23 protein-coding genes are annotated in these 22,962 nt (G+C 68.2%); 11 read left to right on the top strand and 12 right to left on the bottom strand.

Annotated features, from left to right (window positions below; all coding sequences use genetic code 11):
• Positions 1 to 28: 28 nt before the first annotated feature.
• Genes ACWJI7_RS02950 through ACWJI7_RS02935 form a run of 4 tightly spaced genes read left to right on the top strand, consistent with a single transcriptional unit; the run spans position 29 to position 3,661 of the window.
• Positions 29 to 868 (top strand): HAD-IIB family hydrolase, encoded by an 840-nt coding sequence (locus ACWJI7_RS02950; RefSeq protein WP_479935222.1) that lies wholly within the window; start codon positions 29 to 31, stop codon positions 866 to 868.
• A gap of 54 nt (positions 869 to 922) precedes the next feature.
• The gene (locus tag ACWJI7_RS02945) at positions 923 to 2,878 is read left to right on the top strand and encodes an alpha-amylase family protein (protein WP_479935220.1); all 1,956 of its coding nucleotides are present in this window, start codon (positions 923 to 925) and stop codon (positions 2,876 to 2,878) included.
• A gap of 40 nt (positions 2,879 to 2,918) precedes the next feature.
• The gene (locus ACWJI7_RS02940; protein ID WP_479935218.1) at positions 2,919 to 3,275 is read left to right on the top strand and encodes a hypothetical protein; all 357 of its coding nucleotides are present in this window, start codon (positions 2,919 to 2,921) and stop codon (positions 3,273 to 3,275) included.
• On the top strand, positions 3,272 to 3,661 hold the full coding sequence (locus tag ACWJI7_RS02935; RefSeq protein ID WP_479935216.1) for a DUF6596 domain-containing protein: 390 nt from the start codon (positions 3,272 to 3,274) through the stop codon (positions 3,659 to 3,661). Before ACWJI7_RS02940 ends, ACWJI7_RS02935 begins: the two co-directional genes overlap by 4 nt.
• On the opposite strand, the gene ACWJI7_RS02930 is transcribed toward ACWJI7_RS02935, so the two are convergent.
• Positions 3,618 to 4,583, bottom strand: coding sequence for an MOSC domain-containing protein (locus tag ACWJI7_RS02930; protein WP_479935214.1), 966 nt, complete (start codon positions 4,581 to 4,583; stop codon positions 3,618 to 3,620). The two genes, ACWJI7_RS02935 and ACWJI7_RS02930, sit on opposite strands and share 44 nt — an antisense overlap.
• 20 nt (positions 4,584 to 4,603) lie before the next feature.
• Here ACWJI7_RS02930 and ACWJI7_RS02925 point away from each other — a divergent pair, with 20 nt between their 5' ends.
• Entirely contained in the window at positions 4,604 to 5,155 is a 552-nt protein-coding gene (locus ACWJI7_RS02925) for a pyridoxamine 5'-phosphate oxidase family protein (protein WP_479935212.1), read from the top strand.
• Between the two features lie 75 nt (positions 5,156 to 5,230).
• On the opposite strand, the gene ACWJI7_RS02920 is transcribed toward ACWJI7_RS02925, so the two are convergent.
• The 5 genes from ACWJI7_RS02920 to ACWJI7_RS02900 all read right to left on the bottom strand — a co-directional run bounded on the left by ACWJI7_RS02920 (position 5,231) and on the right by ACWJI7_RS02900 (position 10,705).
• Positions 5,231 to 6,580 (bottom strand): peroxidase family protein, encoded by a 1,350-nt coding sequence (locus tag ACWJI7_RS02920; protein WP_479935210.1) that lies wholly within the window; start codon positions 6,578 to 6,580, stop codon positions 5,231 to 5,233.
• Between the two features lie 462 nt (positions 6,581 to 7,042).
• Positions 7,043 to 7,606, bottom strand: coding sequence for a hypothetical protein (locus ACWJI7_RS02915; protein ID WP_479935208.1), 564 nt, complete (start codon positions 7,604 to 7,606; stop codon positions 7,043 to 7,045).
• Positions 7,607 to 7,662: 56 nt separating this feature from the next.
• On the bottom strand, positions 7,663 to 9,096 hold the full coding sequence (gene dnaB, locus ACWJI7_RS02910) for a replicative DNA helicase (RefSeq protein ID WP_479935206.1): 1,434 nt from the start codon (positions 9,094 to 9,096) through the stop codon (positions 7,663 to 7,665).
• A gap of 69 nt (positions 9,097 to 9,165) precedes the next feature.
• The gene (gene rplI, locus ACWJI7_RS02905) at positions 9,166 to 9,624 is read right to left on the bottom strand and encodes a 50S ribosomal protein L9 (RefSeq protein ID WP_479935204.1); all 459 of its coding nucleotides are present in this window, start codon (positions 9,622 to 9,624) and stop codon (positions 9,166 to 9,168) included.
• A gap of 85 nt (positions 9,625 to 9,709) precedes the next feature.
• Complete coding sequence (locus ACWJI7_RS02900) at positions 9,710 to 10,705, bottom strand: acyl-CoA desaturase (protein WP_479935202.1); 996 nt, start codon at positions 10,703 to 10,705, stop codon at positions 9,710 to 9,712.
• A 54-nt stretch (positions 10,706 to 10,759) separates the two neighbouring features.
• Here ACWJI7_RS02900 and ACWJI7_RS02895 point away from each other — a divergent pair, with 54 nt between their 5' ends.
• Positions 10,760 to 11,545, top strand: a complete 786-nt coding sequence (locus ACWJI7_RS02895; protein WP_479935200.1) for a hypothetical protein — start codon at positions 10,760 to 10,762, stop codon at positions 11,543 to 11,545.
• On the opposite strand, the gene ACWJI7_RS02890 is transcribed toward ACWJI7_RS02895, so the two are convergent.
• Positions 11,509 to 12,429, bottom strand: coding sequence for an acyl-CoA desaturase (locus ACWJI7_RS02890; RefSeq protein ID WP_479935619.1), 921 nt, complete (start codon positions 12,427 to 12,429; stop codon positions 11,509 to 11,511). The genes ACWJI7_RS02895 and ACWJI7_RS02890 overlap by 37 nt on opposite strands.
• 252 nt (positions 12,430 to 12,681) lie before the next feature.
• On the opposite strand from ACWJI7_RS02890, the gene ACWJI7_RS02885 reads away from it, so the two are divergent.
• From ACWJI7_RS02885 to ACWJI7_RS02870, 4 genes are all read left to right on the top strand, one after another.
• A complete protein-coding gene (locus ACWJI7_RS02885; RefSeq protein ID WP_479935198.1) occupies positions 12,682 to 13,959 on the top strand; it encodes a methionine gamma-lyase family protein in 1,278 nt (425 codons plus the stop codon).
• A 68-nt stretch (positions 13,960 to 14,027) separates the two neighbouring features.
• Positions 14,028 to 14,417, top strand: coding sequence for a glycine cleavage system protein GcvH (gene gcvH, locus ACWJI7_RS02880; RefSeq protein WP_479935196.1), 390 nt, complete (start codon positions 14,028 to 14,030; stop codon positions 14,415 to 14,417).
• A gap of 172 nt (positions 14,418 to 14,589) precedes the next feature.
• The gene (gene gcvP / locus ACWJI7_RS02875) at positions 14,590 to 17,535 is read left to right on the top strand and encodes an aminomethyl-transferring glycine dehydrogenase (protein ID WP_479935617.1); all 2,946 of its coding nucleotides are present in this window, start codon (positions 14,590 to 14,592) and stop codon (positions 17,533 to 17,535) included.
• Positions 17,536 to 17,790: 255 nt separating this feature from the next.
• On the top strand, positions 17,791 to 18,033 hold the full coding sequence (locus ACWJI7_RS02870; RefSeq protein ID WP_479935616.1) for a hypothetical protein: 243 nt from the start codon (positions 17,791 to 17,793) through the stop codon (positions 18,031 to 18,033).
• Here ACWJI7_RS02870 and ACWJI7_RS02865 read toward each other — a convergent pair.
• From ACWJI7_RS02865 to ACWJI7_RS02855, 3 genes are all read right to left on the bottom strand, one after another.
• Entirely contained in the window at positions 18,021 to 18,272 is a 252-nt protein-coding gene (locus ACWJI7_RS02865; RefSeq protein ID WP_479935646.1) for a hypothetical protein, read from the bottom strand. The genes ACWJI7_RS02870 and ACWJI7_RS02865 overlap by 13 nt on opposite strands.
• 108 nt (positions 18,273 to 18,380) lie before the next feature.
• On the bottom strand, positions 18,381 to 18,944 hold the full coding sequence (locus tag ACWJI7_RS02860) for a DUF924 family protein (RefSeq protein WP_479935194.1): 564 nt from the start codon (positions 18,942 to 18,944) through the stop codon (positions 18,381 to 18,383).
• A complete protein-coding gene (locus ACWJI7_RS02855; RefSeq protein WP_479935192.1) occupies positions 18,941 to 19,759 on the bottom strand; it encodes a pirin family protein in 819 nt (272 codons plus the stop codon). Before ACWJI7_RS02855 ends, ACWJI7_RS02860 begins: the two co-directional genes overlap by 4 nt.
• A gap of 523 nt (positions 19,760 to 20,282) precedes the next feature.
• Here ACWJI7_RS02855 and ACWJI7_RS02850 point away from each other — a divergent pair.
• Entirely contained in the window at positions 20,283 to 21,164 is an 882-nt protein-coding gene (locus tag ACWJI7_RS02850; RefSeq protein WP_479935190.1) for a formate/nitrite transporter family protein, read from the top strand.
• A 138-nt stretch (positions 21,165 to 21,302) separates the two neighbouring features.
• On the opposite strand, the gene cynS is transcribed toward ACWJI7_RS02850, so the two are convergent.
• Together cynS and ACWJI7_RS02840 are read right to left on the bottom strand one after the other, a co-directional pair.
• Positions 21,303 to 21,746 (bottom strand): cyanase, encoded by a 444-nt coding sequence (gene cynS / locus ACWJI7_RS02845; RefSeq protein WP_479935188.1) that lies wholly within the window; start codon positions 21,744 to 21,746, stop codon positions 21,303 to 21,305.
• 130 nt (positions 21,747 to 21,876) lie between these two features.
• Positions 21,877 to 22,959 (bottom strand): alkene reductase, encoded by a 1,083-nt coding sequence (locus ACWJI7_RS02840; protein WP_479935186.1) that lies wholly within the window; start codon positions 22,957 to 22,959, stop codon positions 21,877 to 21,879.
• Positions 22,960 to 22,962 lie beyond the last annotated feature (3 nt).

The following is a 22,962-nucleotide window of genomic DNA, read 5'->3' as shown; positions in this document are numbered from 1 at the left end:
GACTACCCGCCCTCGCCCACCCCAGTCCATGCCGCGTTTCCTGCTCTGCACCGATCTCGATCGCACCCTGCTGCCCAATGGCGAGGCGGTGGAATCAGCGGAAGCCCGCCCCGGCGTGCGGCGTTTCGCCAGCCACCCAGGCGTCAGCCTGGCCTACGTGAGCGGCCGCGACCGGGGCCTGGTGCAGGAGGCGATCGGGCAGTACGGGCTGCCCCAGCCCGACTGGGTGATCAGCGATGTGGGCAGCTCCCTGCACCGGATCGAGGCGGGCCTCTGGAGCCGCAGTGACGCCTGGGAGGACCGGGTGGGGCAGCCCTGGGGCGGGCGCACGGCGGCCGATCTGGCCCCGCTGCTGGCCGGCCTCGACGGGATCGAGCAGCAGGAGCCGGCCAAACAGGGACGCCACAAACTCAGTTACTACCACCGGCTCGGCGTCGATGCGCAGGAGCTGGAGGCCCGGGTGCGGGGCACCCTGGAGGCCGCCGGCATCGGGGCCCATCTGAGTCTCAGCCTGGATGAGGCGGCCGGCGTGGGGCTGCTCGACATCCTGCCCAGCTCGGCGGGCAAGCTGCAGGCCGTGCGGTTTCTGATGGAGCAGCAGGGATTCGATCTGAGCAACACCCTGTTCGCCGGGGACAGCGGCAACGATCTGGAGATCCTGGTCAGCCCGGTGGCCAGTGTGATCGTGGCCAACGCCAGCTCCGAGCTGATCGCCACCGCCCAGCGGCTGGCCGCCAGCCAGGGCCAGGCCGAGCGGATCCACGTGGCCCGGGGGGGATTCCTGGGCATGAATGGTCACTACGGAGCCGGGATTCTCGAGGGGATCGGCCACTTCTATCCCGATCTGGTCCCGTGGATGCTCCCCTGAGCCGAACCCCTCTGCAGCGGCTGCGAGCACCCGACCCGATCTCCCCTTGCCTTGATGTACGAACAAGTTTCCCATTCCCTGCTGAACTCGATCCTCAATGATCTGAAGCCCGAAATCCGCCGTCAGGATCTGCGTCATTTCTACACACGACTGGGGGCCAACTTCTATGCGATTCACTCCCTGTTCAGCACTCTCTACGGCCATCGCGATGATTTCAACACCCAGATCCTGAAGCTGGTGGAAACGATGGCGCGGGGCTACATCCAGCGCAGCGCCGAGCTGGAGCAGCTCGACATGAACCGGGAGAGCGACCACAACTGGTTCCTCTCCCAGAAGTGGGTGGGCATGGCCCTGTACACCAATGGCTTTGCCGACAACCTGGAGGATCTGCTCCACAACAGGATCGGGTACCTGCAGGAGTTGGGCATCAACATGGTGCACATCATGCCGATCCTGAAGTGTCCGGTTGGGCAGAGTGATGGCGGCTATGCAGTGAGTGATTTCAGGCAGATCGATGAGCGTGTGGGCAGCCTGGAGACCTTCCGTCAGGTGGCCCAGGAGTTCCGCAAGCGGGACATCCTCCTGGTTCATGACATCATCTTGAATCACACTTCTGATGAGCACGACTGGGCCCTCAAGGCGAAGGCGGGGGACCCTCATTACCAAGACTACTACTTTACCTTCGAAGATCGCCGGGTTCCCGACATCTACGAGCAGAGCATGCCATCGGTGTTTCCAGGCACCGATCCGGGCAATTTCACCTGGAACGAGGAAATGCAGCGCTGGGTGATGAGCGTCTTCCACTGCTATCAGTGGGATCTCAATTACGCTAATCCCGAGGTTCTGATCCAAATCCTGGATATCATTCTGTTCTGGGCCAATCAGGGCGTGGATGTGTTGCGTCTCGATGCGGTGGCCTTTCTCTGGAAGCGGCTGGGAAGCCCCTGCCAGAACGAGCGAAACGCCCACCTGATCCTGCAGCTCCTCAAGGACTGCTGCCAGGTCACCGCCCCCAGTGTGCTGTTCATCGCCGAGGCGATCGTGGCACCGGTGGAGGTCACAAAATACTTCGGGGAGGATGCAATCGTCGCCAAGGAATGCGAGGTGGCCTACAACGCCACGATGATGGCCCTGCTCTGGGATGCGATCGCCACCAAGAACGCCAAACTGCTGTGCCAGGGTCTCAAGAGCCTGCCCTCGAAGTTAGAGCGGGCCACCTGGCTGAACTACGTTCGATGCCATGATGACATCGGCTTCGGCTTCGATGATCAGGACATCCGGGCCATTGGCTACGACCCCCGCGCCCACCGCCGCTTCCTCACCGATTACTTCACCGGCAGCTTCGACGGCCAGGCCAGGGGATTGCCCTTCAACCGCGATGACGCCACGGGCGATGCGCGGATCTGCGGCTCACTCGCCTCCCTGGCGGGGCTGGAAACGGCCCTCGAGACCAGGGATCCGACCCTGATCCAGGGCGCCATTGATCGGATCCTGCTCCTGCACAGCGTGATCCTGTCCTTCGGTGGGATCCCGTTGATCTACAACGGCGACGCGATCGGAACCCTCAACGACTACAGCTTCAGCGAGGATTCCAGCAAGAGCCATGACAACCGCTGGGTGCACCGCAACAAGATCGACTGGAGCCGGGCCGAGCGCCGCAACCAACCGGGAACGGAGGAGCACATCCTGTTTCGCTCCATGCAGAAGCTGATCGCCATTCGCAAGGAGATCCCCGCCTTCGCGGATTTCAACAATCGCGAGCTGCTCACCCTCGGCAATGATCATCTGCTCGGCATGCTGCGCTTCAATCCCCAGCGGCCCTCCGACACGGTGGTGGTGATCGCCAATTTCGATTCGCGTGCCCATGTGATCGACCTGCAGATGCTCTCCCGCCATGGGCTGAACCCCAGGCGGCGGTTGGTGGATCTCGCCAGTGGCCGCACCCCGATCCAGCAGGAGGGCCGCCTGGCCCTGGGGGGCCATCAGTTCCACTGGCTCACCGAAACCTGAGCCCCGAGGCTCGACAAAGCGGAACCCCGGCCGCGGATCGGTGTCGAAACGGGCGGCCGCCATTCGTCCTGGGGGTGGAGGCTCACCTGAGCCTGCACCAACCCACCGCACCAACGGCACCTACGCCGTGCTGATCTACGAAACCGAGCAGGACTTCGCCGACCGCCCCGAGCTGATGCCGGCCTATGCCGCCTACGGCCAGGCCCTGGAGCAGGCCAGTGCCCACAGGGGCGGGGAATGCCTGCTCCCCACCCACAGCGCCACCACGGTGCGCCAGCGTGAGGGGCAGCGGCTGGTGCGGGCCAAGGCGAAGATCCGTGATGCCCGCATCCCCATCGTGCTGCCGCCGGCGGCGGACTGGCGGAGGAAGCGATCGAGCTGGCCCGCCTCGGGGTGACCCTGGTGCCCGACGATCCGGAGGGCCTGGGTCTGCTGGCCCTGCTGCTGCACTGCCAGGCCCGCCGCAGGGCGCACCGCGATCCCCACGGCACCTACGTGCCCCTCGAGGAGCAGGCCACGCGCCTCTGGTCTCCGGCCCTCCAGGCCGAGGCCGAGGCGACGCTGAGGCAGGCGGGGGCGCTGGGCCGGCCAGGCCGCTTCCAGCTGGAGGCCGCCATCCAGTCGGTGGATGCGGCAAGGGCCGTGAGCGGCCGGGTGGACCGGGGGTGGGGGCCCGGGTGGGCCCTCACCCTGACGCAGGAGCCGGCGGTGGCCCGTTTTCTGCGGGAGCGGGCGGAGCTCAGCCAGGGGGCTCCAGCAGCAGCACCGGATCCCCCACGCTGACGGCCCCGGGCCTGCGCACCGAGAGCCGGATGCCCGCCTCCACCTTGTTGTGGCGCGCGGTGGCGCGCAGGATCTCCAGGTCCTCGGGCAGGCCACCCTGGGCCAGGGTGGTGACGACGCAGCGGGGGCAGGCGTCGTCGACCCGCAGCTCCAGCTCGGTGCCCAGCCGCAAGGTGCGGCCGATCCAGCCCGCCTCCACGAACCCCTCAGCGCCCCCCACCGGCTCGATCAGCAGGTTGGGGCGGAAGCGCTCCGGGGCGAAATCGAGCCCGGGAGCCAGGGCCCGCAACCGCTCCAGGCTGGCGGTGGTGAGGGCGTGGACCGGGCAGGAATCGAAGAAGGTGCCGCTCGGCAGAACCAGTTCGTTCACCACGTCCTGGAAGGCGCGCTCGGGCACGGCGGGCCAGTACTGATCGAGGCTGGCCCCCTCGGGCGGCCGGTCCAGCAGGCTCACCTGGCGCCCCAGCAGGGCGGAGAGCCGGCTGGAGAGCTCGGGATCGGAACTGCGCAGGTCTCCAGGGTCGGTGGCGCCGGCCGGGGTCCCGGCGGGGCTGATCGCCACCGGCGGGGGGGGCTCCCCGGGGGCGGGTTCGCTCAGAAAGCCGGCCCGCAGGGCCAGCAACTCCTTCCAGAGGCGCGGGTTCTTGGCGCTGGCCACCCGGGAGGTGGCGTGATCCCACAGGGCCCAGGCGCGGTCACCACAGACGCCGCGGAAGTCGACCGCGAACCGCTGCAGCGATTCCCCCAGCATCGACTTGACCGGATAGCGCCAGAGCGCCGCCACCTCTCCCACCACCTGACCCACGCCCTGACCCGACAGCTCGGCCGCCATCCAAACGCTGCCGGCGGCCCCGCAAGGTTCAGGGCAGACCACGGCACGGCTGGGTGTCAGGACGGCGGCACCGCCGGGCGGCAGGATCATGCCGGTGATCACGGGGCGGCATGGGTCAGCGCTTCTCCTCCCTCACGGGCGAGCAGATCCGCTTCATCGCGGCGCAGAAGCTGTTCGTGGTGGGCACGGCCCTGGCGGACGGGCACGTGAACGTGTCCCCCAAGGGGATGGATGCGCTGCGGATGCTGGGACCCGGGCGCCTGGTATGGCTGAACCTCACCGGCAGCGGCAACGAGACGGCCGCCCACGTGCTGCGGCAGTCCCGCATGACCCTGATGTTCTCCGCCTTCGAGGGGCCGCCCCAGATCCTGCGGGTCTACGGAACGGCCCGGGCCGTGCACCGTGGCGACGCCGCCTGGGGGGAGCTGGCCGGGCTGTTCCCACCGCTCCCCGGGGCCCGGCAGGTGTTCGACCTGGCGATCGAGCTGGTCCAGACCTCCTGCGGCATGGCCGTGCCCCGCTACGACTTCGTGGCCGAACGCCAGGATCTCTCCCGCTGGGCCCGGCGGAAAGGGGAAGAGGGGCTGCGCCGCTACTGGGCCAGCAAGAACGCCCGCAGCCTCGACGGACTGCCCACGGAGATCCGGAAGCGCAGCGATTGACGCGGTGGAGGGCCGCTGGAGTGGACTGGAGGGAGGGACTCTGACTCCGCCGGCGCTCCCAGGATCTGCCGCTGATCAGACCCCCAGACGGGCCAGCAGTGAGGAGCCTGCCGGCAGATTCCGGCGCACCAGTGCATCGATGCTGGTGGTTGTGCGGATCAGCTCCAGCCCATAGGGAGTGAGGGTCTCGGCGGTGTGGATCGCCGTGGAGAGGAGCGGATTGGTATAGATCTGGGTGAAGGCATCGTAGGCAACCATGGTGAGCATGAGACTTCCGAACAATGCACCGGGTTGGGGGTCTTCGGCAAACAGGCCGATCACCAGTTCAAGCTGATCGATCGTTCCATACAGCGCCTTCAGCTGTTGACACAGCGCCTGATCACGGGTGAGTTCCGTGAAGTCGCTGAGTCTGTTGAGGCCAAAGCATTCACGGTAATCGTTGTAGCCCTGCAACCTGAAGTCCCTACCCATCTTGATCGTCTGATATTCCGATTCCATCAGGAAGACCGGGTTGTTTCCCAGGCTGATGCGTCCCGCCGGCTGGGTCGAAGCGTTGCTGATGAGGCTGGCCAGCCCTGTTTCCTCCAGCAATGCATTGTTCCATCGGTAGAGCGAAGCCTGCACTTTTTTGTTGTCAACGAGCAAATAGTCAGGCACAAGTCCATGCCAGCGGTAGAGCAGGTTGAATTCCAGGGCGATCCAATTGGTTCGATACCAACGCTGTGCCTCTGCGAAGCCGGGATCCAGGCGAAACAGGGATTCTCCGGCGATATGATTGATGTAGTCGGTAACAGTGAGATTCAACAGCAGGCAGATGTTGATCATTCGAGCTGTCTGGAACAGGCGCTCATCATCATCCTTCCATTCTGGATGGCGGTGGCTGAGCTCCTGGCAGATGCGGTTGTGCTCCCGCAGGAAAACCAGGCTCAGGGCCGCATATCCCACCGAGGAGTTTCCCCGCTCCAGACCTGTGGCATAGAGCTTGTCAAGCCGGGCATCGCGTTGCTCCGCAGAGAGACTGCCCGGGGGAAAACTCCTCTCCAGAGCGTTCTTGACCCAGTCAGTGTTCCCATGGGGGAAGAGCCCCTTGCCGCTGACCACCTGCCCGTTGCAATCCAGACAGCTGTACTTCTTCTTGACACACCAGGACCCGTTGATCCGTTCTCCCAGGTAATCAGGGTACTCCTCGCCGTTGATCATCTGGGAGTGCAGCCGTCCCCCCTCCCCAAGGCGCAGACAACGGGCTTCGTGCTCGTAGAGCCCATAGATCTGGCAGAGATCCACATCATGGTTGGACGTGTTCTTGCGTCGATCATCGGGATCGACCCGCAGCACACTGTCGGTGAACCACTGGGCAAAAAACATGAACAGAACGGAGGAGCGATCCGTCTGCATCGACTCGCCTCGGGCAAACAGGGAGGTCACCGGACCCCAGCGCCCGGACCCACTCGGCGTATCATCCGGGAGCGCACTGACGTTGGCCTGCGGGGCCGGCGCCAGGTGACGGGCGGAAAACCGACGATCGGTGAGAGCGGGCCAGGAAGTGTAGTCCGAAACTGGTCCATTGGGCTCACCCGACACCACCGCCACAGGGGACCAGAGGCTGAACGGCCTGGGTCGGGGGGTGGTGGAGCCGGCAATCTGATTGGTGGCCAATCGATTGATCCACATCCCGAGCCAGGGAATCGAGGAGGCCCAGGCCAGCACCTGTCGCAGCAGCTGCATCCGCAGCAGAGCCGACAGAATCATTGCACCTCAAAATATAGTGACCGGACCCTATCCCTGTTGCCGACAGACCCGAAGAGGGCGACATCAAACGTTGCTGGGTGACCTTCATCGTTCGCATCGTCCTGCCTCGGATGAACCGCGATCACCGGCCGGCTCCGATCACAGGCCCAGCCGGATCCGCTCATGGGCGAGCGGGTGGGTGATGGTGGTGTCCACCTTGCCCTCCACCGTGGCCTCCACCGTGCCGCGCAGATCCGCCGACACATCTCCGCTCACCCGGGCCTCGACCGGACCCGCCACCCGGGCGGTCACCGGTCCGTCGACCCGGGCCTCAACCGGGCCATCTATCCTCACCCCGACCCCCCGGGCCAGTTCGGGCACGCTCACCGACAGGGAGGGGGCCAGGTCGATCGGATCCGCCACCTTCACCGTGGCCGAGATCGGAGCGGTCAGGATTGGATTGGTGCTGATCGGCTTCTCGATGCTGCTCACCACCAGGGGGGAGCGGATGCCACCCACATCCACCTGGCCCGCCACCGGCAAGGGGGTGTCCAGCACCAGCTGGATCCGGATGGGTCGCGCCAGCGCCTGCAGCAGCGCCGCCGCCACCAGCCCTGCGGCCAGCACGAGGGCAACGGGCCAGCGCAGGGCCAGGGTCAGCGCCAGGGCGGGGGGAACGCCCCGGGGCTGCGGGTCTCGTGGATCGGGGCTGGGCATGGTCATCGGCGGGCTCGGGCTCCAACCGCCATGCTGCTGCCGTCGGCACCGCCATGGCAGCCTCAGGGGGCGGCCAGATTGCGGAAGCGCGTGAACTGGGGTTCGAAGAGGAGTTTCACCACCCCCACCGGACCGTTGCGGTGCTTGGCCACGTGCACCTCGGTGATGCCCCGGTCGGCGGTGTCGGGGTTGTAGTACTCGTCGCGATAGATCATCAGCACCAGGTCGGCGTCCTGCTCGATCGAGCCCGATTCGCGCAGGTCGCTGAGCATCGGCCGCTTGTTGGTGCGACTCTCCACGCCGCGGCTGAGCTGGGAGAGGGCGATCACCGGCACGTTCAGCTCCCGCGCCATGCCCTTGAGACCCCGGGTGATGCGGGAAAGCTCCTGCACCCGGTTGTCGGGGGTGGAGCCCTCCATCAGCTGCAGGTAATCGATCACGATCAGCCCCAGTTCCTTGCCCTGCTCGGCCATCAGCCGGCGACAGAGGGAGCGCATCTCCAGCACCCCGGCGTTGGGCTTGTCATCAATGAACAACGGCAGCTGGCCCAGGGTGTTGATGCCCTGGCCCAGCAGCGGCCACTCCTCCTGCTGCAGCCGGCCGGTGCGCAGGCGGCCGCTTTCGATGCCCACCTCCATTGAGAGCAGCCGGTAGGTGAGCTGCTCCTTGCTCATCTCCAGGGAGAACACGCAGACCGGCAGCTGGTGGATCTGGGCCACGTTCTTGGCGATGTTGAGCACGATCGAGGTCTTGCCCATCGCCGGCCGGCCGGCCACGATGATCAGGTCACTCCGCTGCAGCCCCTGGGTGATGGCGTCGAGGTCGTAGAAGTTGACCGGAATCCCCGCCACCGAGGTGCCGAGGGAGCGGCTCTCGATCTCATTGAACGTGCTGGTGAGGATCTCGGCGGTGGGGGTCAGGCCGATCGAGGGTTTCTCCTGGCTGATCGCGAAGATCTGCTGCTCGGCCTCATCGAGCACCTGGTCCATCGGCTTGGACTGATCGAAGCCGAGCCGGATCACCTCGTTGCCCGAGCGGATCAGCTGCCGCCGCAGGTACTTGTCCATGACCAGGCGGGCCACCTGGTCGATCGAGGCGGTGCTGAGGGTGCGCTCCACCAGCTCCACCAGCCGGTTGCTGCCGCCCACCTTCTCCAGCTGACCCGTGTCGGCCAGCCAGGCGGCCATGGCGGTGAGGTCGGTGGGTTTGCCCTGGCTGTGCAGCATCAGGGCGGTGCGGTAGATCTCGCGGTGGGCGCCGAGGTAGAAGGCCTCGGGCCGCAGCAGATCGGCGATCCGCCCAAGAGCGTCGGGGTCGAGCAGGATGCCACCCAGCACCGCCTCCTCCGCCTCCAGGTTCTGGGGGGGCACCTGGTCGGGGAGCGCCTCGAAGCGGGCCTCCTCCTGGCCCTGGCCGCGCCGCCGGGTCACCGGGACCAGTCCAGGCCCTGACTCAGGTGTGGACTCCTCGGGCGCCGGAAGGGGAAGGCTGACCATCGGCCCAGATTAGGGGCCGAACTCCGGGGCGCCGGTGGCGATGGCGTCAGCCGAAGGGCTGCCGGAGCCTCAGTGGCTCACCACTTCCAGATTGATCTCCGCCACCACCTCGGGGTGCAGTTTGACCTGCACCTTGTAGGCGCCCGTGCGGTGGATCTCGGGCACGAGGATGTCACGGCGGTCGAGCTCCTGCTTGGTGGCCGCTTCGATCGCCTCGGCCACGTCACCGTTGGTGACGGTGCCGAACAGCACGTCGTCGCCGCCGGTCTGCTTCTTGACCGTGAAACGGCCGATCGTGACCAGGGCGGTGCGGAAGGCTTCGGCCTGGGCCTTCAGGGCCGCCTGGCGCTCGGCCTCCTTGGCCCGGCGGTGCTCCACCTGGCGCAGCACCGCCGGGGTCACCGGCACGGCCTTGCCCTGGGGCACCAGGAAGTTGCGGGCATAGCCGGGGGCCACATCCACCAGATCCCCGTTCTTGCCCAGGCTGAACACGTCCTCGCTGAGGACGACGGAGACGCGCTTGGCCATGGAGACAGAAACCGGGGGAATGGGGGATCGGGCGGGCGGCCGTCGGCGCGACGGGCCGCCCGCGGAAGCGATCAGTGATCCTAGATCAGCGCTGGCGGGCCCTTCCCTGGGGGAGACGCACCTGGGAGGCCAGCCCCAGGGCCCGCAGCAGGCGGATGTGCTGCCACGTGAGATCGAATTCGCGGCGGCCGAAGCCGTGGCGGGCTGAATGGGGGAAGGCGTGGTGGTTGTTGTGCCAGCCCTCACCGAAGGTGAGCGCCGCCACCCAGGGGTTGTTGCGCGACTGGTCACCGCTGGCGTGGCTGACGTAGCCCCAGCAATGGGTGGCGGAATTCACCAGCCAGGTGCAGTGGTAGAGCACCACCAGGCGCAGGGGGATGCCCCAGAGCACCAGGGCCCAGCCGCCGGCGCCGGTGACGGTGCCGATCCAGAACAGCAGCAGGCCCACCGGGATCTGGAGCAGCAGGAAGTTGGTGTTCAGCCAGCGGTAATAGGGGTCGCGGGCCAGATCGCCGGTGAGGCGGGGCACGGCGGCCATGGCCGGAATCTCCTCGAACATCCAGCCCATGTGGCTCCACCAGAAACCCCGGTGGCTGTTGTGATGATCCGCTTCCGTATCGGAGAACTTGTGATGGTGGCGGTGCAGCCCGGCCCAGTCGATCGGACCGTGCTGGCAGCTGAGCGCGCCACAGGTGGCGAAGAACCGCTCCAGCCAGTGGGGCACCCTCAGGGCCCGGTGGGCCAGCAGGCGGTGGTAGCCCAGGGTGACTCCAAGGCAGCCGGTGATCCAATAGAGGATCAACAGGCTGGCCGCGGCCGGCACGCTCCAGAACTGGGGCAACAGGGCCACCAGGGCCAGGGCATGGATCACGGCCATGAAGCCGATTGTGCCCCAGCGGGTGCCACCGGGCGCCTGCGGGGTGGGCTGTCCGGCCCGGGGGCGGTGCAGGGCCCGGGCCCGGTGGAGGGCGGCGCGGGCCGGAGCCAGGCTGGCCACGCCCGGCGCGCGGGTGGATGGGGTGGCGGCGGTGGCGCTGGCACCTGCCGGGAAGCGCGGGGGCCGGGCGGGGGTGACCGTCATGCGGGACGACTCCTGATCAATCCCTAGAATGGTAGCAGTACGAATCCATATCAAGTGGGATACCAGGCAGAAATCGAATCAGGTCGTGAAGCGTTTTCGCATCTGATCAGAGCCTGGCACGAGCGGAACGGCTGGTCCCACCGGGTCCTGCCCGGCCTGGCCGAGGTCCTCGACCTGGGCCGTGTCCACAATTCCCAGGTCTCGATGCTGCGCAACCGCAAGCTGGCCTCCCCCGGCCCCGAGGTGTTCCTGGCCCTCGGACGCATCAACCAGTGGCTGGCCGCCAGCGGTGGGGCCCATGCCGTGCCCCTGGCCGGCCATGACGACCTGGTCGAGGCCCTCGACCAGGGGGCACGCCCGCTGCTGAGCGACACCGGACAGCCCCTGGGACCCGGCGACCTGCTGGAGATCTTCGTGGGGATGCGCCAGCCGCCCCGGGCCTTCGACCTGCGCATCGCCGACACCGAGGCGGGCGCGCTCAGTTTCGCCCTGGCCGAACTGCTCACCGCCGGCCGGCCCTGGCGGCTCTGCCGGGACCCGGTGCTGGCCGCCTACCCGGTCGAGAAGGCCCAGCGGCGCGAACGGTTCGCCGCCGTGATGGCCGGCCAGCGGGACTTCACCGCCGCCGAACTGGACGGGGAACTGAGCGATCTCCGCCGCACCCTCGAGGCCCTCGGGGCGGGTGCCGAGCCGGACCTGAGCGCCGACCGTTTTCTGGAGGTGCTGCGGCGCAAGGCCCACCAGCAGATGCTGGCCCGGGGCGAGGAAACGGACGGGCCGGAGGTCCTGGCGGCGGCGATCCGTCAGGAACTGGTGGCCGAGGGCAACGGCTGTCCGTAGCGGGCGACGCGGATCCGCCTGGCCAGGCCCAGGGCGCGCAGCACCTTGATGTGCTGCCAGGTCATGTCGAACTCAAACCAGCGCAGGCCGTGGCGGGCGCTGGCCGGATGGGCGTGGTGGTTGTTGTGCCAGCCCTCCCCGAAGGAGAGGATCGCCACCCACCAGCAGTTGCGGGAGAGATCGGGGCTGTCGAAGTTGCGGTAGCCGAAGGCGTGGGTGGCGCTGTTCACCAGCCAGGTGACGTGATACACGATCGCCAGCCGCAGGGGGATGCCCCACAACACCAGGCCGAGGCCGCCGCCGGGCACTCCCGCACGCTCCCCGTACCACCACAGGGCTGCCCCGAGGGGGAGCTGAAGCAGCAGGAACCAGCGGTCGAGCCAGCGATAGAAGGGATCGCGCTGCAGATCACCGGTGAAGCGATCCAGCTGCCGCACCGCCGGAATGTCGTGCAGCATCCAGTCGCTGTGGCTCCACCAGAGGCCGCGGCCCGCGTCGTGGTGGTCGTTGGGCTGATCGGAATATTTGTGATGGTGGCGGTGCAGCCCCACCCACTCGATCGGACCGCTCTGGCAGGCCAGGCTGCCCATCAGCACCAGGGTGCGTTCCAGCCAGCGGGGGGCCACGAAGCTGCGGTGGGCCAGCAGGCGGTGCAACCCGAGGGTGACCCCGAGGACGGTAGTCCAGTAGAGGACCACCAGCACGGCCACGCCCTGCCAGCTCCAGAACCGGGGCAGCAGGGCCGCCACCGCCCCCACGTGGATGGCGAGCATGAAGCCGGTGGTGCCGAGCTTGTAGCGGCGCTGGCTCGGGGGCAGCGGAGCGCGGCGGGCGGCGACGGAGTCGCGGATCAGCGCCTCCTGTCGTTCGGCGGCGTGTCCGATGAGGGGACGGTCAACCTGGGGCAGGGCCGAGGTGGGATCTGAAGCAGCGACCAAATGAACTCTCGCGATGGTGGCGCAGGGTCGAGTCCGTCACCTCCACCACCACGGGGGAATCCCGAAGCGGAAAGCCCTTCGGGCCGAGCTGCGCACCTTGACCTGGGATGCCGGTCTGGTAGCCGATGCATCGAATGAAAATCTAGCGGCGCGGGGTCGACGCCCAGGCAGCATGGCCCCAGGCGCCGGGATTGGAGCATGGATGGCGGTGGCCATGGCGCGGCTGGGACCCCGCCGTCCTCAGCCTGGGCCCGGGAGCAGGTGGCGGCGGCCATCGTCCGGGCCGGTGCCGTGGCGGCCGTCCGCACCGCCGCTGTCAAGCCGGCCCTGGAGAGGGTTCTGGCCGCCTTCGCCGCCGAGCGGCTGGGCACCCATCACTTCGCCTCCGTCAGCGGCTATGGCCACGGCGACCAGGGCCGGGAGACCCTCGATCGCGTCTACGCCCGGGTGCTCGGCGCCGAGGCCGCGGCGGTGCGCCTCCAGTTCGTCAGCGGGACCCATGCCATCGCCGCCGCCCTGTTCGGGGTGCTGCGGCCGGGCGATCGGTTGCTGGCCCTCACCGGCCGCCCCTACGACACCCTCGAGGAGGTGATCGGCCTGCGGGGCAGCGGCCAGGGTTCTTTGGCCGAGTTCGGCATCACCTATGACGAATTGCCGCTGCTGGCCAACGGTGCGGTCGATGAGGCGGCCCTGGCCGATGCCCTCGCCCCGGCGACCCGCCTGGTGCTGATCCAGCGCAGCTGCGGCTACAGCTGGCGCCCCTCCCTGCCCGTGGAGGAGATCGGCCGGCTGGTGGAGCGGGTGAAGGCGCTGCAGCCCGGCTGCGTCTGCTTCGTGGACAACTGCTACGGGGAGTTCGTCGAGCCGCTCGAACCCCCGGCGGTGGGGGCCGATCTGATCGCGGGCTCCCTGATCAAGAACCCGGGCGGCACCCTGGCCCCCAGCGGCGGCTACGTGGCCGGCCGCACCGAGCTGGTGGAGCAGGCCTGCTGCCGGCTCACCGCACCGGGCATCGGCCGCGAGGGCGGCACCGGCTTCGACCTCTATCGCCTCCTCTTCCAGGGTCTGTTCCTGGCGCCGCAGATGGTGGCCGAGGCCCTGATCGCCGCGGAGGTCATCGCCACGGTCTTCGATGGCCTCGGCTATGCGGTGCAGCCCCGGCCGGGGGGCCATCGCAGCGACCTGATCCAGGCGGTGCGCTTCGGCGCCCCCGAGCCGCTGATCCGGGTGTGCCGCGCCTTCCAGGCCTGCTCCCCCGTGGGGTCCTATCTCGATCCCATCCCGGCCCCCATGCCCGGCTACGCCAGCGAGCTGGTGATGGCCGGCGGCAGCTTCATCGACGGCAGCACCAGCGAATTCTCCGCCGATGCCCCCCTGCGGGAGCCCTACGTGCTCTATGCCCAGGGAGGGACCCACCACGCCCATGCGGCCCTGGCGCTGGAGCGGGCCCTCACCGCCCTCGAGCCGGCCCGCTGATCCCGGCCCCGGCACGGCCCTCCGGCGCGGCGGCCGGCAGACTGGGGGTCCCCGAGCCTTCGCCGCCGATGGCGCTCCCCGTTCCCGACGACTGCCGTTTCGCCGACAGCCACGAGTACGCCCGCCAGGAAGGCGATCTGGTGCGGGTGGGGGTGAGCGCCTTCGCCGTCGATCAGCTCGGCGACATCGTGTTCGTGGAGCTGCCCGAGCCCGGCACCAGCCTCGAGAAAGGGGCCAGTTTCGGCACGGTCGAATCGGTGAAGGCGGTGGAGGAGGTGTACGCGCCAGTCAGCGGCACCGTGGAGGTGCGCAACGAGGCCGTGCTGGCCAGCCCCGAGGAACTGCAGAACGACCCCTACGGGGAGGGCTGGCTGCTGCTGGTGCGGCCCAGCGACCCGGCCGAGCTCTCCCAGCTGCTGGAGGCATCCACCTACCGGGCCAAGTTGGACGGCGCCTGATCCCGGCCGGACCCGGCGGGGCGGCGCCATTTCCCTAGGATCCACGGCCACCGCAGGGCGTTGCGCCGTGACCGTCGACAGCAGCCTGGGACGTTCCGCCGGCACCGGCTCGCCGGCCGACTCGCCATTCCTGCCGCGCCATCTCGGACCGTCGGCCGCCGAGCAGGACCGCATGCTCGAGCGGGTGGGGTCCGCCGACCTGGAGAGCTTCGTGGCCGAGGTGGTGCCGGCGGACATCCTGCTGCCCCCCGGGGCGGCCGAGGCGGGTCTGCCGGTGGGGGTGGGGGAGGCCCAGGCCCTGGCGGAGCTGCGAACGATCGCCGCAGCCAACCAGGTGCGCCGCAGCCTGATCGGCCTCGGCTACGCCGGCACGGCCACGCCGGCGCTGATCCAGCGTCATGTGCTGGAGAACCCCTGCTGGTACACGGCCTACACCCCGTACCAGGCGGAGATCGCCCAGGGGCGCCTAGAGGCACTGCTCAACTTCCAGACCCTGATCAGCGAGCTCACCGGCCTGCCCATCGCCAACGCCTCCCTGCTCGATGAGGCCACCGCCGCCGCCGAAGCCATGGCCCTCAGTGCCGGGGCCTGCCGCCGGCCGGGGGCACGCCGCTATCTGGTGGACCAGGACGTGTTCCCCCAGACCCTCGACGTGCTGCGCACCCGGGCCGAGCCCCTGGGACTGCGGGTCGAGTGCATCGATCCACGCCGCGCCGATGCGGCCACCGGGCTGGGCGACGACGTCTTCGGCCTGCTGCTGCAGCTGCCCGGGGCGAGCGGCGGCCTGGTCGACCCCCGGCCGCTGATCGCGGCGGCCCACGCCGCCGGGGCCCTGGTCACCGTGGCGGTGGATCCGCTGGCCCAGGTGCTGCTGGAGCCGGTGGGGGCCCTCGGCGCCGACATCGCCGTGGGCAGCAGCCAGCGGTTCGGCGTGCCGCTGGGGTTCGGCGGGCCCCATGCCGCGTTCTTCGCCACCACCGAGGCCCACAAACGCCAGATCCCCGGCCGGCTGGTGGGGAGCTCGCTCGATGCCGAGGGCCGGCCGGCCCTGCGGCTGGCCCTGCAGACCCGCGAGCAGCACATCCGCCGCGACAAGGCCACGAGCAACATCTGCACCGCCCAGGTGCTGCTCGCCGTGATGGCCGGTTTCTACGCGGTGCACCACGGCCCCGAGGGCCTCACGGCGATCGCCCGGGAGGTGCTGCGGCACCGGGCCGCCCTGGCCCTGGGCCTGGCTGGGCTCGGCTATGCCGTGGATCCCGGACCCGCCTTCGACACCCTCACCCTGCGCACCCCCGCCGCCACCGAGCTGCTGGAGCGGGCCGAGGCGGCGGGATTCAACTTGCGTCCCGTCCGCGAGGGCGGGGCGGAATCGGCCCCGCTCGCCCTGGCGATCAGCCTTGACGAACGCAGCGACTCGGCCGAACTCGACCGGCTGCTGGCGGTGTTCGCGGCCAGCGCCGGCGCCCCGACCCCCACCGGTGCACCCCGGGCCGCCGCGGCCGCACTCCTGGAGCGGGCCGGCGGCACGGAGCCGGAGCGGACCCTGATGGCCGGCCTGCCCCTGCGACGGGATCCCTGGCTGCGCCAGGAGGCGTTTCAGCGCTACCGCAGCGAATCGGAACTGCTCCGCTACATCCAGCGGCTGGCCAGCCGGGATCTCTCCCTGGTCCACGGCATGATCCCGCTCGGCAGCTGCACGATGAAGCTCAATGCCGCCGCCGAGCTGGCGCCGGTGAGCTGGCCGGAGTTCGCCGATCTCCATCCCTTCGCCCCGGCCGCTCAGACCCGCGGCTATGCCCGCCTGATCGCCGATCTGGAGGGCTGGCTGGGGGCGATCACCGGATTCGCCGGGGTGTCGCTGCAGCCCAACGCCGGATCCCAGGGGGAGTACGCCGGGCTGCTGGTGATCCGCGCCTGGCACCGCAGCCGCGGCGAAGGCCACCGCGACGTCTGCCTGATCCCCACCAGTGCCCACGGCACCAACCCCGCCAGCGCGGTGATGGCCGGCCTGCGCGTGGTGGCGGTCGCCTGCGACGCCCAGGGCAACATCGACCTGGCCGATCTGGAGAGCAAGGCCAGCACCCATGCCGCCGCCCTGGCCGCGGTGATGGTCACCTACCCCTCCACCCATGGGGTCTTTGAGCCCGGCATCCGCCATCTCTGCGGGGTGGTGCACCGCCATGGCGGCCAGGTCTATCTCGATGGCGCCAACCTCAACGCCCAGGTGGGGCTGGCCCAGCCGGGCCGCTACGGCGCCGACGTCTGCCATCTCAATCTTCACAAGACCTTCTGCATCCCCCACGGCGGCGGCGGCCCCGGCGTGGGACCGATCGGCGTGGCGGCCCACCTGGTGCCGTTCCTGCCTGGCCATCCCCTGGCCGATCCCGGCGGATCGGCCGCGATCGGCGCGGTGGCAGCGGCCCCCTGGGGCAGCGCCGGCATCCTGCCAATCAGCTGGATGTACATCCGCATGATGGGTGGCGCCGGCCTGCGACGGGCCAGTGCGGTGGCCCTTCTGGCCGCCAATGTGATCGCCCGACGGCTGGAGGCGCACTACCCGGTGCTCTTCCGCGGCGACGGCGGCCGGGTGGCCCACGAGTGCATCCTCGACCTGCGCCCGCTCAAGCGCAGTGCCGGCCTGGAGGTGGATGATCTGGCCAAGCGGTTGATGGACTACGGCTTCCACGCTCCCACCGTGAGCTGGCCGGTGGCGGGCACGGTGATGGTGGAGCCCACGGAGAGCGAGTCGCTGGCGGAGATCGACCGATTCTGCGATGCCATGCTGGCCATCCATGGGGAGGCTCAGGCGATCGCCGACGGGCGGGTGGATCCGCTCGACAACCCGCTCAAACGGGCCCCACACACCCTGGCGGCGGTCACCGCCGATCACTGGGAGCGGCCCTACAGCCGCAGCCAGGCGGCCTTCCCCGCCGGCGAATCCCAGCGGGCCGACAAGTTCTGGCCGGCGGTGGCCCGCATCGACAACGCCTACGGCGACCGCAACTTGATCTGCACCTGCCCGTCGGTGGAGGAGCTGGCCGCGGAGCCGGAGGAATCGGCGACGACGGCGGTGCCCCCGCGGGCGCAACTGGCCGGAATCGCCGGCGGCACCTGAGCACGGGCGGTTTCACCGAAAGGGCGGTACATTCCACCCATTGATGGCCAACGAAGGATTTTCTTCCGAAAATCCAGCGGACCATCGCCTATCACCTGCCGGAATTTCACGCGGCCCCATTGCCACTCAGGCGGTATCCGTTGTCTCCGTTCCGCAGTCTCGATCGGCCCAGTTTCGATTTCCGCAAGCACATAGGGGATCATGAACGGCAACGACGGCGACCACCCGGGCCCGACCTCTCCGGTCCGACTCACGATGAGCCGCGGCGCCGATGCCGGCGAGCGCCGGGAGCCGAGCCTGCCGCCTGGGCTGAGCGGTCTGGATGATTCCCACGCCCGCGGTGAAACCTTCCGGGTGGATGGCACCAACGTGGTCAGGGTGCCGTTCGGTGTGCGTCAACCACGCCGGAGGAGGCCCGAGCGCCCGGAGCGCTGGGCCACCCTGGTGCTTCCCTTTCAGGCCGGCGGGCCCAGCCCCACCCCTCCTCAGGCCGCCTGATTCAGGCGCCAGTCCACCAGCGCCTTCACATCCGCCAGGGAGCTGGCGGGTGTGCGGAAGGGCAACACCGGCATCGGGCTGCGCTCCGGCCGCACCAGCCAGGTGAGATCGCTCTGGGGCATGAGCACGAAACCGCGATAGCGGACGAACCAGCGCTTGGCGACCACCGGCGTGATCGGCCGGACCGGCTGGGGCAACAACACCGGACGGGCGGGGACGGGCGAATCCTGTGGGGCCATGGCCGCTGGCTGTCGGAAGGCTCAACCCAGTTGAGCGATTGGCCCTGGCCCGTGCAGCATCGCCCGCTTCTCTTTGCGGGCTCTTTAACGACACTTAATGGTTCAGGCTCAGAACCCGGATCCCGGCTGCTCCAGAAAGCGGCGTTCCTCCTCGGTGCCGGGGCGGCCCAGGGCCGCGTTGCGATGGGGAAAACGGCCGAACCGGGCGATCACATCGCGGTGGCGGCGGGCGAACTCGGCGGAATCGGCCCCGCAGAACCGCTCGAACAGGGAGGTGGCCCGCTCCTGAACCGTCCGTTCTTCGCTGTGCATCAGCGGCATCAGCCAGAACTGGCGGCGGCGGGGATCGGGCTCGGCCTCGATCCAGCCTGCCGCCAGCGCCGCCTGGGCCAGGGCCAGGGCGTCAGCATCCCCGGCGAAGCTGCGGGCCTGGCCGCGCCAGAGTTGGCGCGGAAACTGGTCGAGCAGGAGCACCAGGGCCAGGGCCGGGTCCGGCTCCCGCTCCCAGCCCTTCAGGTCCCCGGCCAGGGCACGCCCGGTGAGCACTCCGAACCGTTGGCGCACCAGGGCATCGAAGCCGGAATCCTTGCCGAACCACTGGGCCGGACGGGCCGTCTCGAACCAGAAGACCAGCACCTGGGCCGCCGGGTCCGGGGCCGCCGGGCTGCTCACGCGAGCTCGAACAGCAGCAGGTCGGCGCCGGAGGACCCGGCCGTGAGCCGGCCCCGGCCGGCGCCGTTCCCGGTTTCCGCGGCGAGAAGGCCGAGGCCGTCGCCCCGTTCCAGCCGCTGACGCCCCTCCGGCTGCGGAGACAGCTCCAGTTCGAGCCCCCCGTCGATCAGCTGCAGCCAGCCGGCGCGGCTGCTCTCCAGGGGCAACTCCAGCACCCCACCCGCCGCTGGCCGGGCCCGCCAGAGCCGCACCGGCCGTTGGATCGCCATCGCCTCCCCCCGGCGGCCGGGGTCGAGCAACAGGGTCCAGGTCTCGCCGATGGCGAAGGAGCGTTGCTCGTATTCGGGGGGGATGCCGCGGCGGTCCGGCTCGATCCAGATCTGCAGGAGCCGGCAGGGCCGTCCTCCCCGGTTGATCTCGCTGTGCACCACTCCGGTGCCGGCGCTCATCCGTTGCACCTCCCCCGCCACCAGCACGCGGCCATGGCCCAGGGAGTCGGTGTGGCTGAGTTCGCCCTGGAGCATCACCGTGAGGATCTCCATGTCGCGGTGGGGATGGGGGCCGAAACCGCTCCCGGCGGCGATCGTGTCCTCATTGATCACCCGCAGCGGTCCGAAGCCCATCCAGTCCGGATCGAAATGGTGGGAGAAGGAGAAGCTGTGCCAGCTCTCCAGCCAGGCGAGGCGGCTGTGGAACCGCTCTGGCGCCGGGCGAAGAACCGTCCGACGTGGAGCCGGCGTTACCGGAATGGTCGGGGGGCTGGCGGGGGCCGAGGGCCTGGCGGGGGCCGGGGTGGGTGCGTCGGAGGTGTCCATGGCTGGCGGGAGGGCTCAGGGCGGCGAAGGCCGCCGGTCGGGCCGGGGTCATTCGGTCTAATCGGCTGGCGGTCGGGTGTCGCGGCCGGGGGGAGAGTCCTGCCCAGGCCGACGGGGCGGTTGATGTCATCGTCTGCGCACGGCGTAACAGCGGTTACGGAAGCCATGCTGGCGCTGTGGATTAATGAAGCAATGCATGCGTGCTGTTGTTCTGAAGCGCTGCAAAATTATTGCGATCCGATGGTTTCACTCCGTGATGCCCATTCTGTGAACAGCCCCATGGCTTGATTCGCCTCAAGCCAAGATTGCTTCCTTGTGCAATCTCTTCCCTCCAGGGAAGGGCTGTCTGCCGACTGGCTGCGTCAGTGTCGCCGGTTTTCACTCCGTCCTACGACGGGGGCCAGGAATCCTTTTATCTGTCAGCGATCCAGTGTCCTGGACAAGACTTCACCTGAGCCATTGCGGCAATCCTCACATCTGCCGATCTCAAGCCCATCCACCCACACCCACCTACCAATCATCCATGGATTACGTCGTACCGAACGAACTCGTCGATGGCATGATTGCGGCGGGCGGGAAGAAATCCGGCGTCAGCATCAAGAATCTGCTGCTGCGTGGCTTCTACTCCGGCTCCGCCCTGGGCCTGGCCCTGTGCCTCGCCCTCACCATCATGGTTCATTCCGGGATTCCCTGGATCGGTTCCCTCATCTTTCCATTTGGATTCGCAAGCATCGTGCTGTTTGGCATGGAGCTGGTCACCGGCAACTTTGCCCTTCTTCCCATGGCGGTCTGGGCCGGGAAGACGACATGGAGCAAAACCTTCCGCAACTGGATCTGGGTCTGGATCGGTAACTTCCTCGGGACGGGCCTGGTCGGCATTCTGTTTGCCATCAGCCTGACCAGCGGTGGCACAGCAGACCTGGCCACCGGTTCAGGCGATTGGGTCGCCGTTGCCAACAAGATCATTGGCCTGAACAAAGCCAATGTGATCGTGAAGTATCAGTCGCTTGGAGCCATGGGCTTCTTTCTGGCGTTTATTCGCGGCCTCATCGCCAATTGGCTGGTCTGTCTAGGTGTCACTCTGGCCCTGGTCAGCAAGAGTGTTCCCGGAAAGATTCTTGCCTGCTGGCTGCCCATCACCGCTTTCCAGGCCCTCGGCATGGAGCACATCGTAGTCAATATGTTTTTGCACACCACCGACCCCCTGCTCGGCTCCGGCGTGAGCCTGGGACAGATCGCCTTCTGGAATTACCTTCCCGTGACGCTCGGCAACATTGTCGGCGGAATGGTGTTCATCGGCATGCTCTTCTACAGCACCCACCGTTCACCGATCAGCAATGTGCTACCTCCCCAGCATGACGACAAACTGGAGAGGGAGCTGGCCGCCGAACTTGGGGCCCGCTGAACGGGCTTCCCTCCTCCGGCAGTCCGTTCCCCATTCGGGACATGCCTGCGCCTACCCCCGGAGCAGGCATCACTCCACGCAGGAACGCCGGGCAGCCGCGCTGCCCGGCCCCAAGTGGGCCAGGCGGTGATCAACCCCCTACCACTTCCTGTAGGGCAACAATTTTCCTGACATGGTGATCCGCACCCGATCCCCGGCAGGATTCTCCTCTTGATCCACTTCAAGCGTGAAGTCGATGGCGCTCATAATGCCATCTCCATATTTCTCCTGGATCACATCTTTGAGAGGCATCTCATACACCTGCATAATTTCATAAAAGCGATAGATCGGCGGGTCGGTAGGGATCACTGGATCGAGTGATCCCTTGGTGGGATACTCCTGGATGGCCGCTGATGTGGCCGCATCCAGCTCAAGAATTTCGGCCAGTTGAGCTGCCTCCTCAGGCGAAGCTGATGCCTGCCCATGGAAGAGAGACGCAATCCAGACTTCATCACGTCCGATGGCCTGCTTGAGCTGGGCAAAACTCAAACCCTTGGCCTTTTTTGCCGCCATCAGCAGGGCAGATGATCGGGAAGCTGACATCTGGAACACAGGCGTAAAGATGACGCTTCAGTGTTGATGATCGAGGTCCAGCCGTGTGGAGCAACAGCTACGGAGTCACCGCTACGTCTGCATCGAACCTCCCGGCTCGGACGGGGCTGGCAGGGAGCCCTCAGATCGGCCTCGAGCTACCGTTCAGGCTGGGGTAGTCGGTGTAGCCGGCCGGTCCAGGCGTGTAGAACGTGGCGGGATCAGGGCTGTTGAGCGGAGCCCCCAGTTTCAGGCGCTCGGGCAGATCGGGGTTGGCCAGGAAGGCGGTGCCGAAGGCCACCGCGTCGAGGCCACCGGAGGCGATGGCCGCCTGGGCTTCGCGGCCGTCATATCCCATGTTGGCGATCAGGATCCCACCGAACCGCTGCCGGATCGGGGTGAGCAGATCGCCCTGCTGGTGGCCGAGTAGGTCGCCGCGCATCACATGGAGATAGGCGAGACCGGCGCCATCAAGCCGTTCCGCCAGCCAGCCGCTCAGACCCACGGGGTCGCTGTCGACCATGGCGTTGTAGCCGTTCAAGGGCGAGAGGCGCAGCCCCACGAGCTCCGCTTCCGCTCGTGCCGCCGCGATCACCTCCAGCAGCAGGCGGGCCCGGTTCTCGCGGGGGCCTCCATAGGGGCCCGCCCGGCGGTTGCTGCCATCGCGAAGAAACGAATCGAGCAGATAGCCGTTGGCGCCGTGCACCTCGACGCCATCGAAACCGGCGGCCATGGCGTGACGGGTGGCCTGCCGGAACCCCTCCACGATGGCGGGCAGTTCGTCGTCGGCCAGTTCCCGCGGCACCACGTAGGGCTTCTTGCCCTCGGGGGTGTGGATCTCATCGCCGCTGATGGCGATCGGGCTGGGGGCCACCGGCTGGAGCCCCCCGTTCAGCAGCGGGTGGCAGGCCCGGCCGCCATGCCAGATCTGCAGCACGATGCGGCCGCCGGCCGCATGCACCGCCTCGGTGGTGAGCCTCCAGCCCGCCACCTGGGCCTCCGAGTAAATGCCGGGCTCCCGGATGAAGGAGGAGTGGCCCTCCATCGCCATGGTGGCCTCGGCGATGATCAGCCCCGCGCTGGCGCGCTGGGCGTAGTACTCCGCCATCAGCGGACCGGGCACGTGGCCCTGCTCAGCCCGCGAGCGGGTGAGCGGGGCCATCAGCACCCGGTTGGGCAGCTCCAGGGAGCCCAGATGGAGCGGTGTGAACAGGTCGGCGGGCATGGC

The organism is Cryptocyanus atlanticus LEGE 06306 (assembly GCF_056633155.1).
The sequence above is the reverse complement of the archived record's forward strand: the minus strand, read 5'-3'. Positions and strand labels throughout refer to the sequence as shown.

Bases quoted from the DNA above. Each gene is read 5' to 3' on its own strand.
- ACWJI7_RS02950 (WP_479935222.1), top strand. From the start codon at position 29: ATGCCGCGTTTCCTGCTCTGCACCGATCTCGATCGCACCCTGCTGCCC.
- ACWJI7_RS02945 (WP_479935220.1), top strand. From the start codon at position 923: ATGTACGAACAAGTTTCCCATTCCCTGCTGAACTCGATCCTCAATGAT.
- ACWJI7_RS02930 (WP_479935214.1), bottom strand. From the start codon at position 4,583: ATGATCCTGCCGCCCGGCGGTGCCGCCGTCCTGACACCCAGCCGTGCC.
- ACWJI7_RS02925 (WP_479935212.1), top strand. From the start codon at position 4,604: ATGGGTCAGCGCTTCTCCTCCCTCACGGGCGAGCAGATCCGCTTCATC.
- ACWJI7_RS02915 (WP_479935208.1), bottom strand. From the start codon at position 7,606: ATGACCATGCCCAGCCCCGATCCACGAGACCCGCAGCCCCGGGGCGTT.
- dnaB (WP_479935206.1), bottom strand. From the start codon at position 9,096: ATGGTCAGCCTTCCCCTTCCGGCGCCCGAGGAGTCCACACCTGAGTCA.
- rplI (WP_479935204.1), bottom strand. From the start codon at position 9,624: ATGGCCAAGCGCGTCTCCGTCGTCCTCAGCGAGGACGTGTTCAGCCTG.
- ACWJI7_RS02900 (WP_479935202.1), bottom strand. From the start codon at position 10,705: ATGACGGTCACCCCCGCCCGGCCCCCGCGCTTCCCGGCAGGTGCCAGC.
- ACWJI7_RS02885 (WP_479935198.1), top strand. From the start codon at position 12,682: ATGGATGGCGGTGGCCATGGCGCGGCTGGGACCCCGCCGTCCTCAGCC.
- gcvH (WP_479935196.1), top strand. From the start codon at position 14,028: ATGGCGCTCCCCGTTCCCGACGACTGCCGTTTCGCCGACAGCCACGAG.
- gcvP (WP_479935617.1), top strand. From the start codon at position 14,590: ATGCTCGAGCGGGTGGGGTCCGCCGACCTGGAGAGCTTCGTGGCCGAG.
- ACWJI7_RS02870 (WP_479935616.1), top strand. From the start codon at position 17,791: ATGAGCCGCGGCGCCGATGCCGGCGAGCGCCGGGAGCCGAGCCTGCCG.
- ACWJI7_RS02865 (WP_479935646.1), bottom strand. From the start codon at position 18,272: ATGGCCCCACAGGATTCGCCCGTCCCCGCCCGTCCGGTGTTGTTGCCC.
- ACWJI7_RS02855 (WP_479935192.1), bottom strand. From the start codon at position 19,759: ATGGACACCTCCGACGCACCCACCCCGGCCCCCGCCAGGCCCTCGGCC.
- ACWJI7_RS02850 (WP_479935190.1), top strand. From the start codon at position 20,283: ATGGATTACGTCGTACCGAACGAACTCGTCGATGGCATGATTGCGGCG.
- cynS (WP_479935188.1), bottom strand. From the start codon at position 21,746: ATGTCAGCTTCCCGATCATCTGCCCTGCTGATGGCGGCAAAAAAGGCC.
- ACWJI7_RS02840 (WP_479935186.1), bottom strand. From the start codon at position 22,959: ATGCCCGCCGACCTGTTCACACCGCTCCATCTGGGCTCCCTGGAGCTG.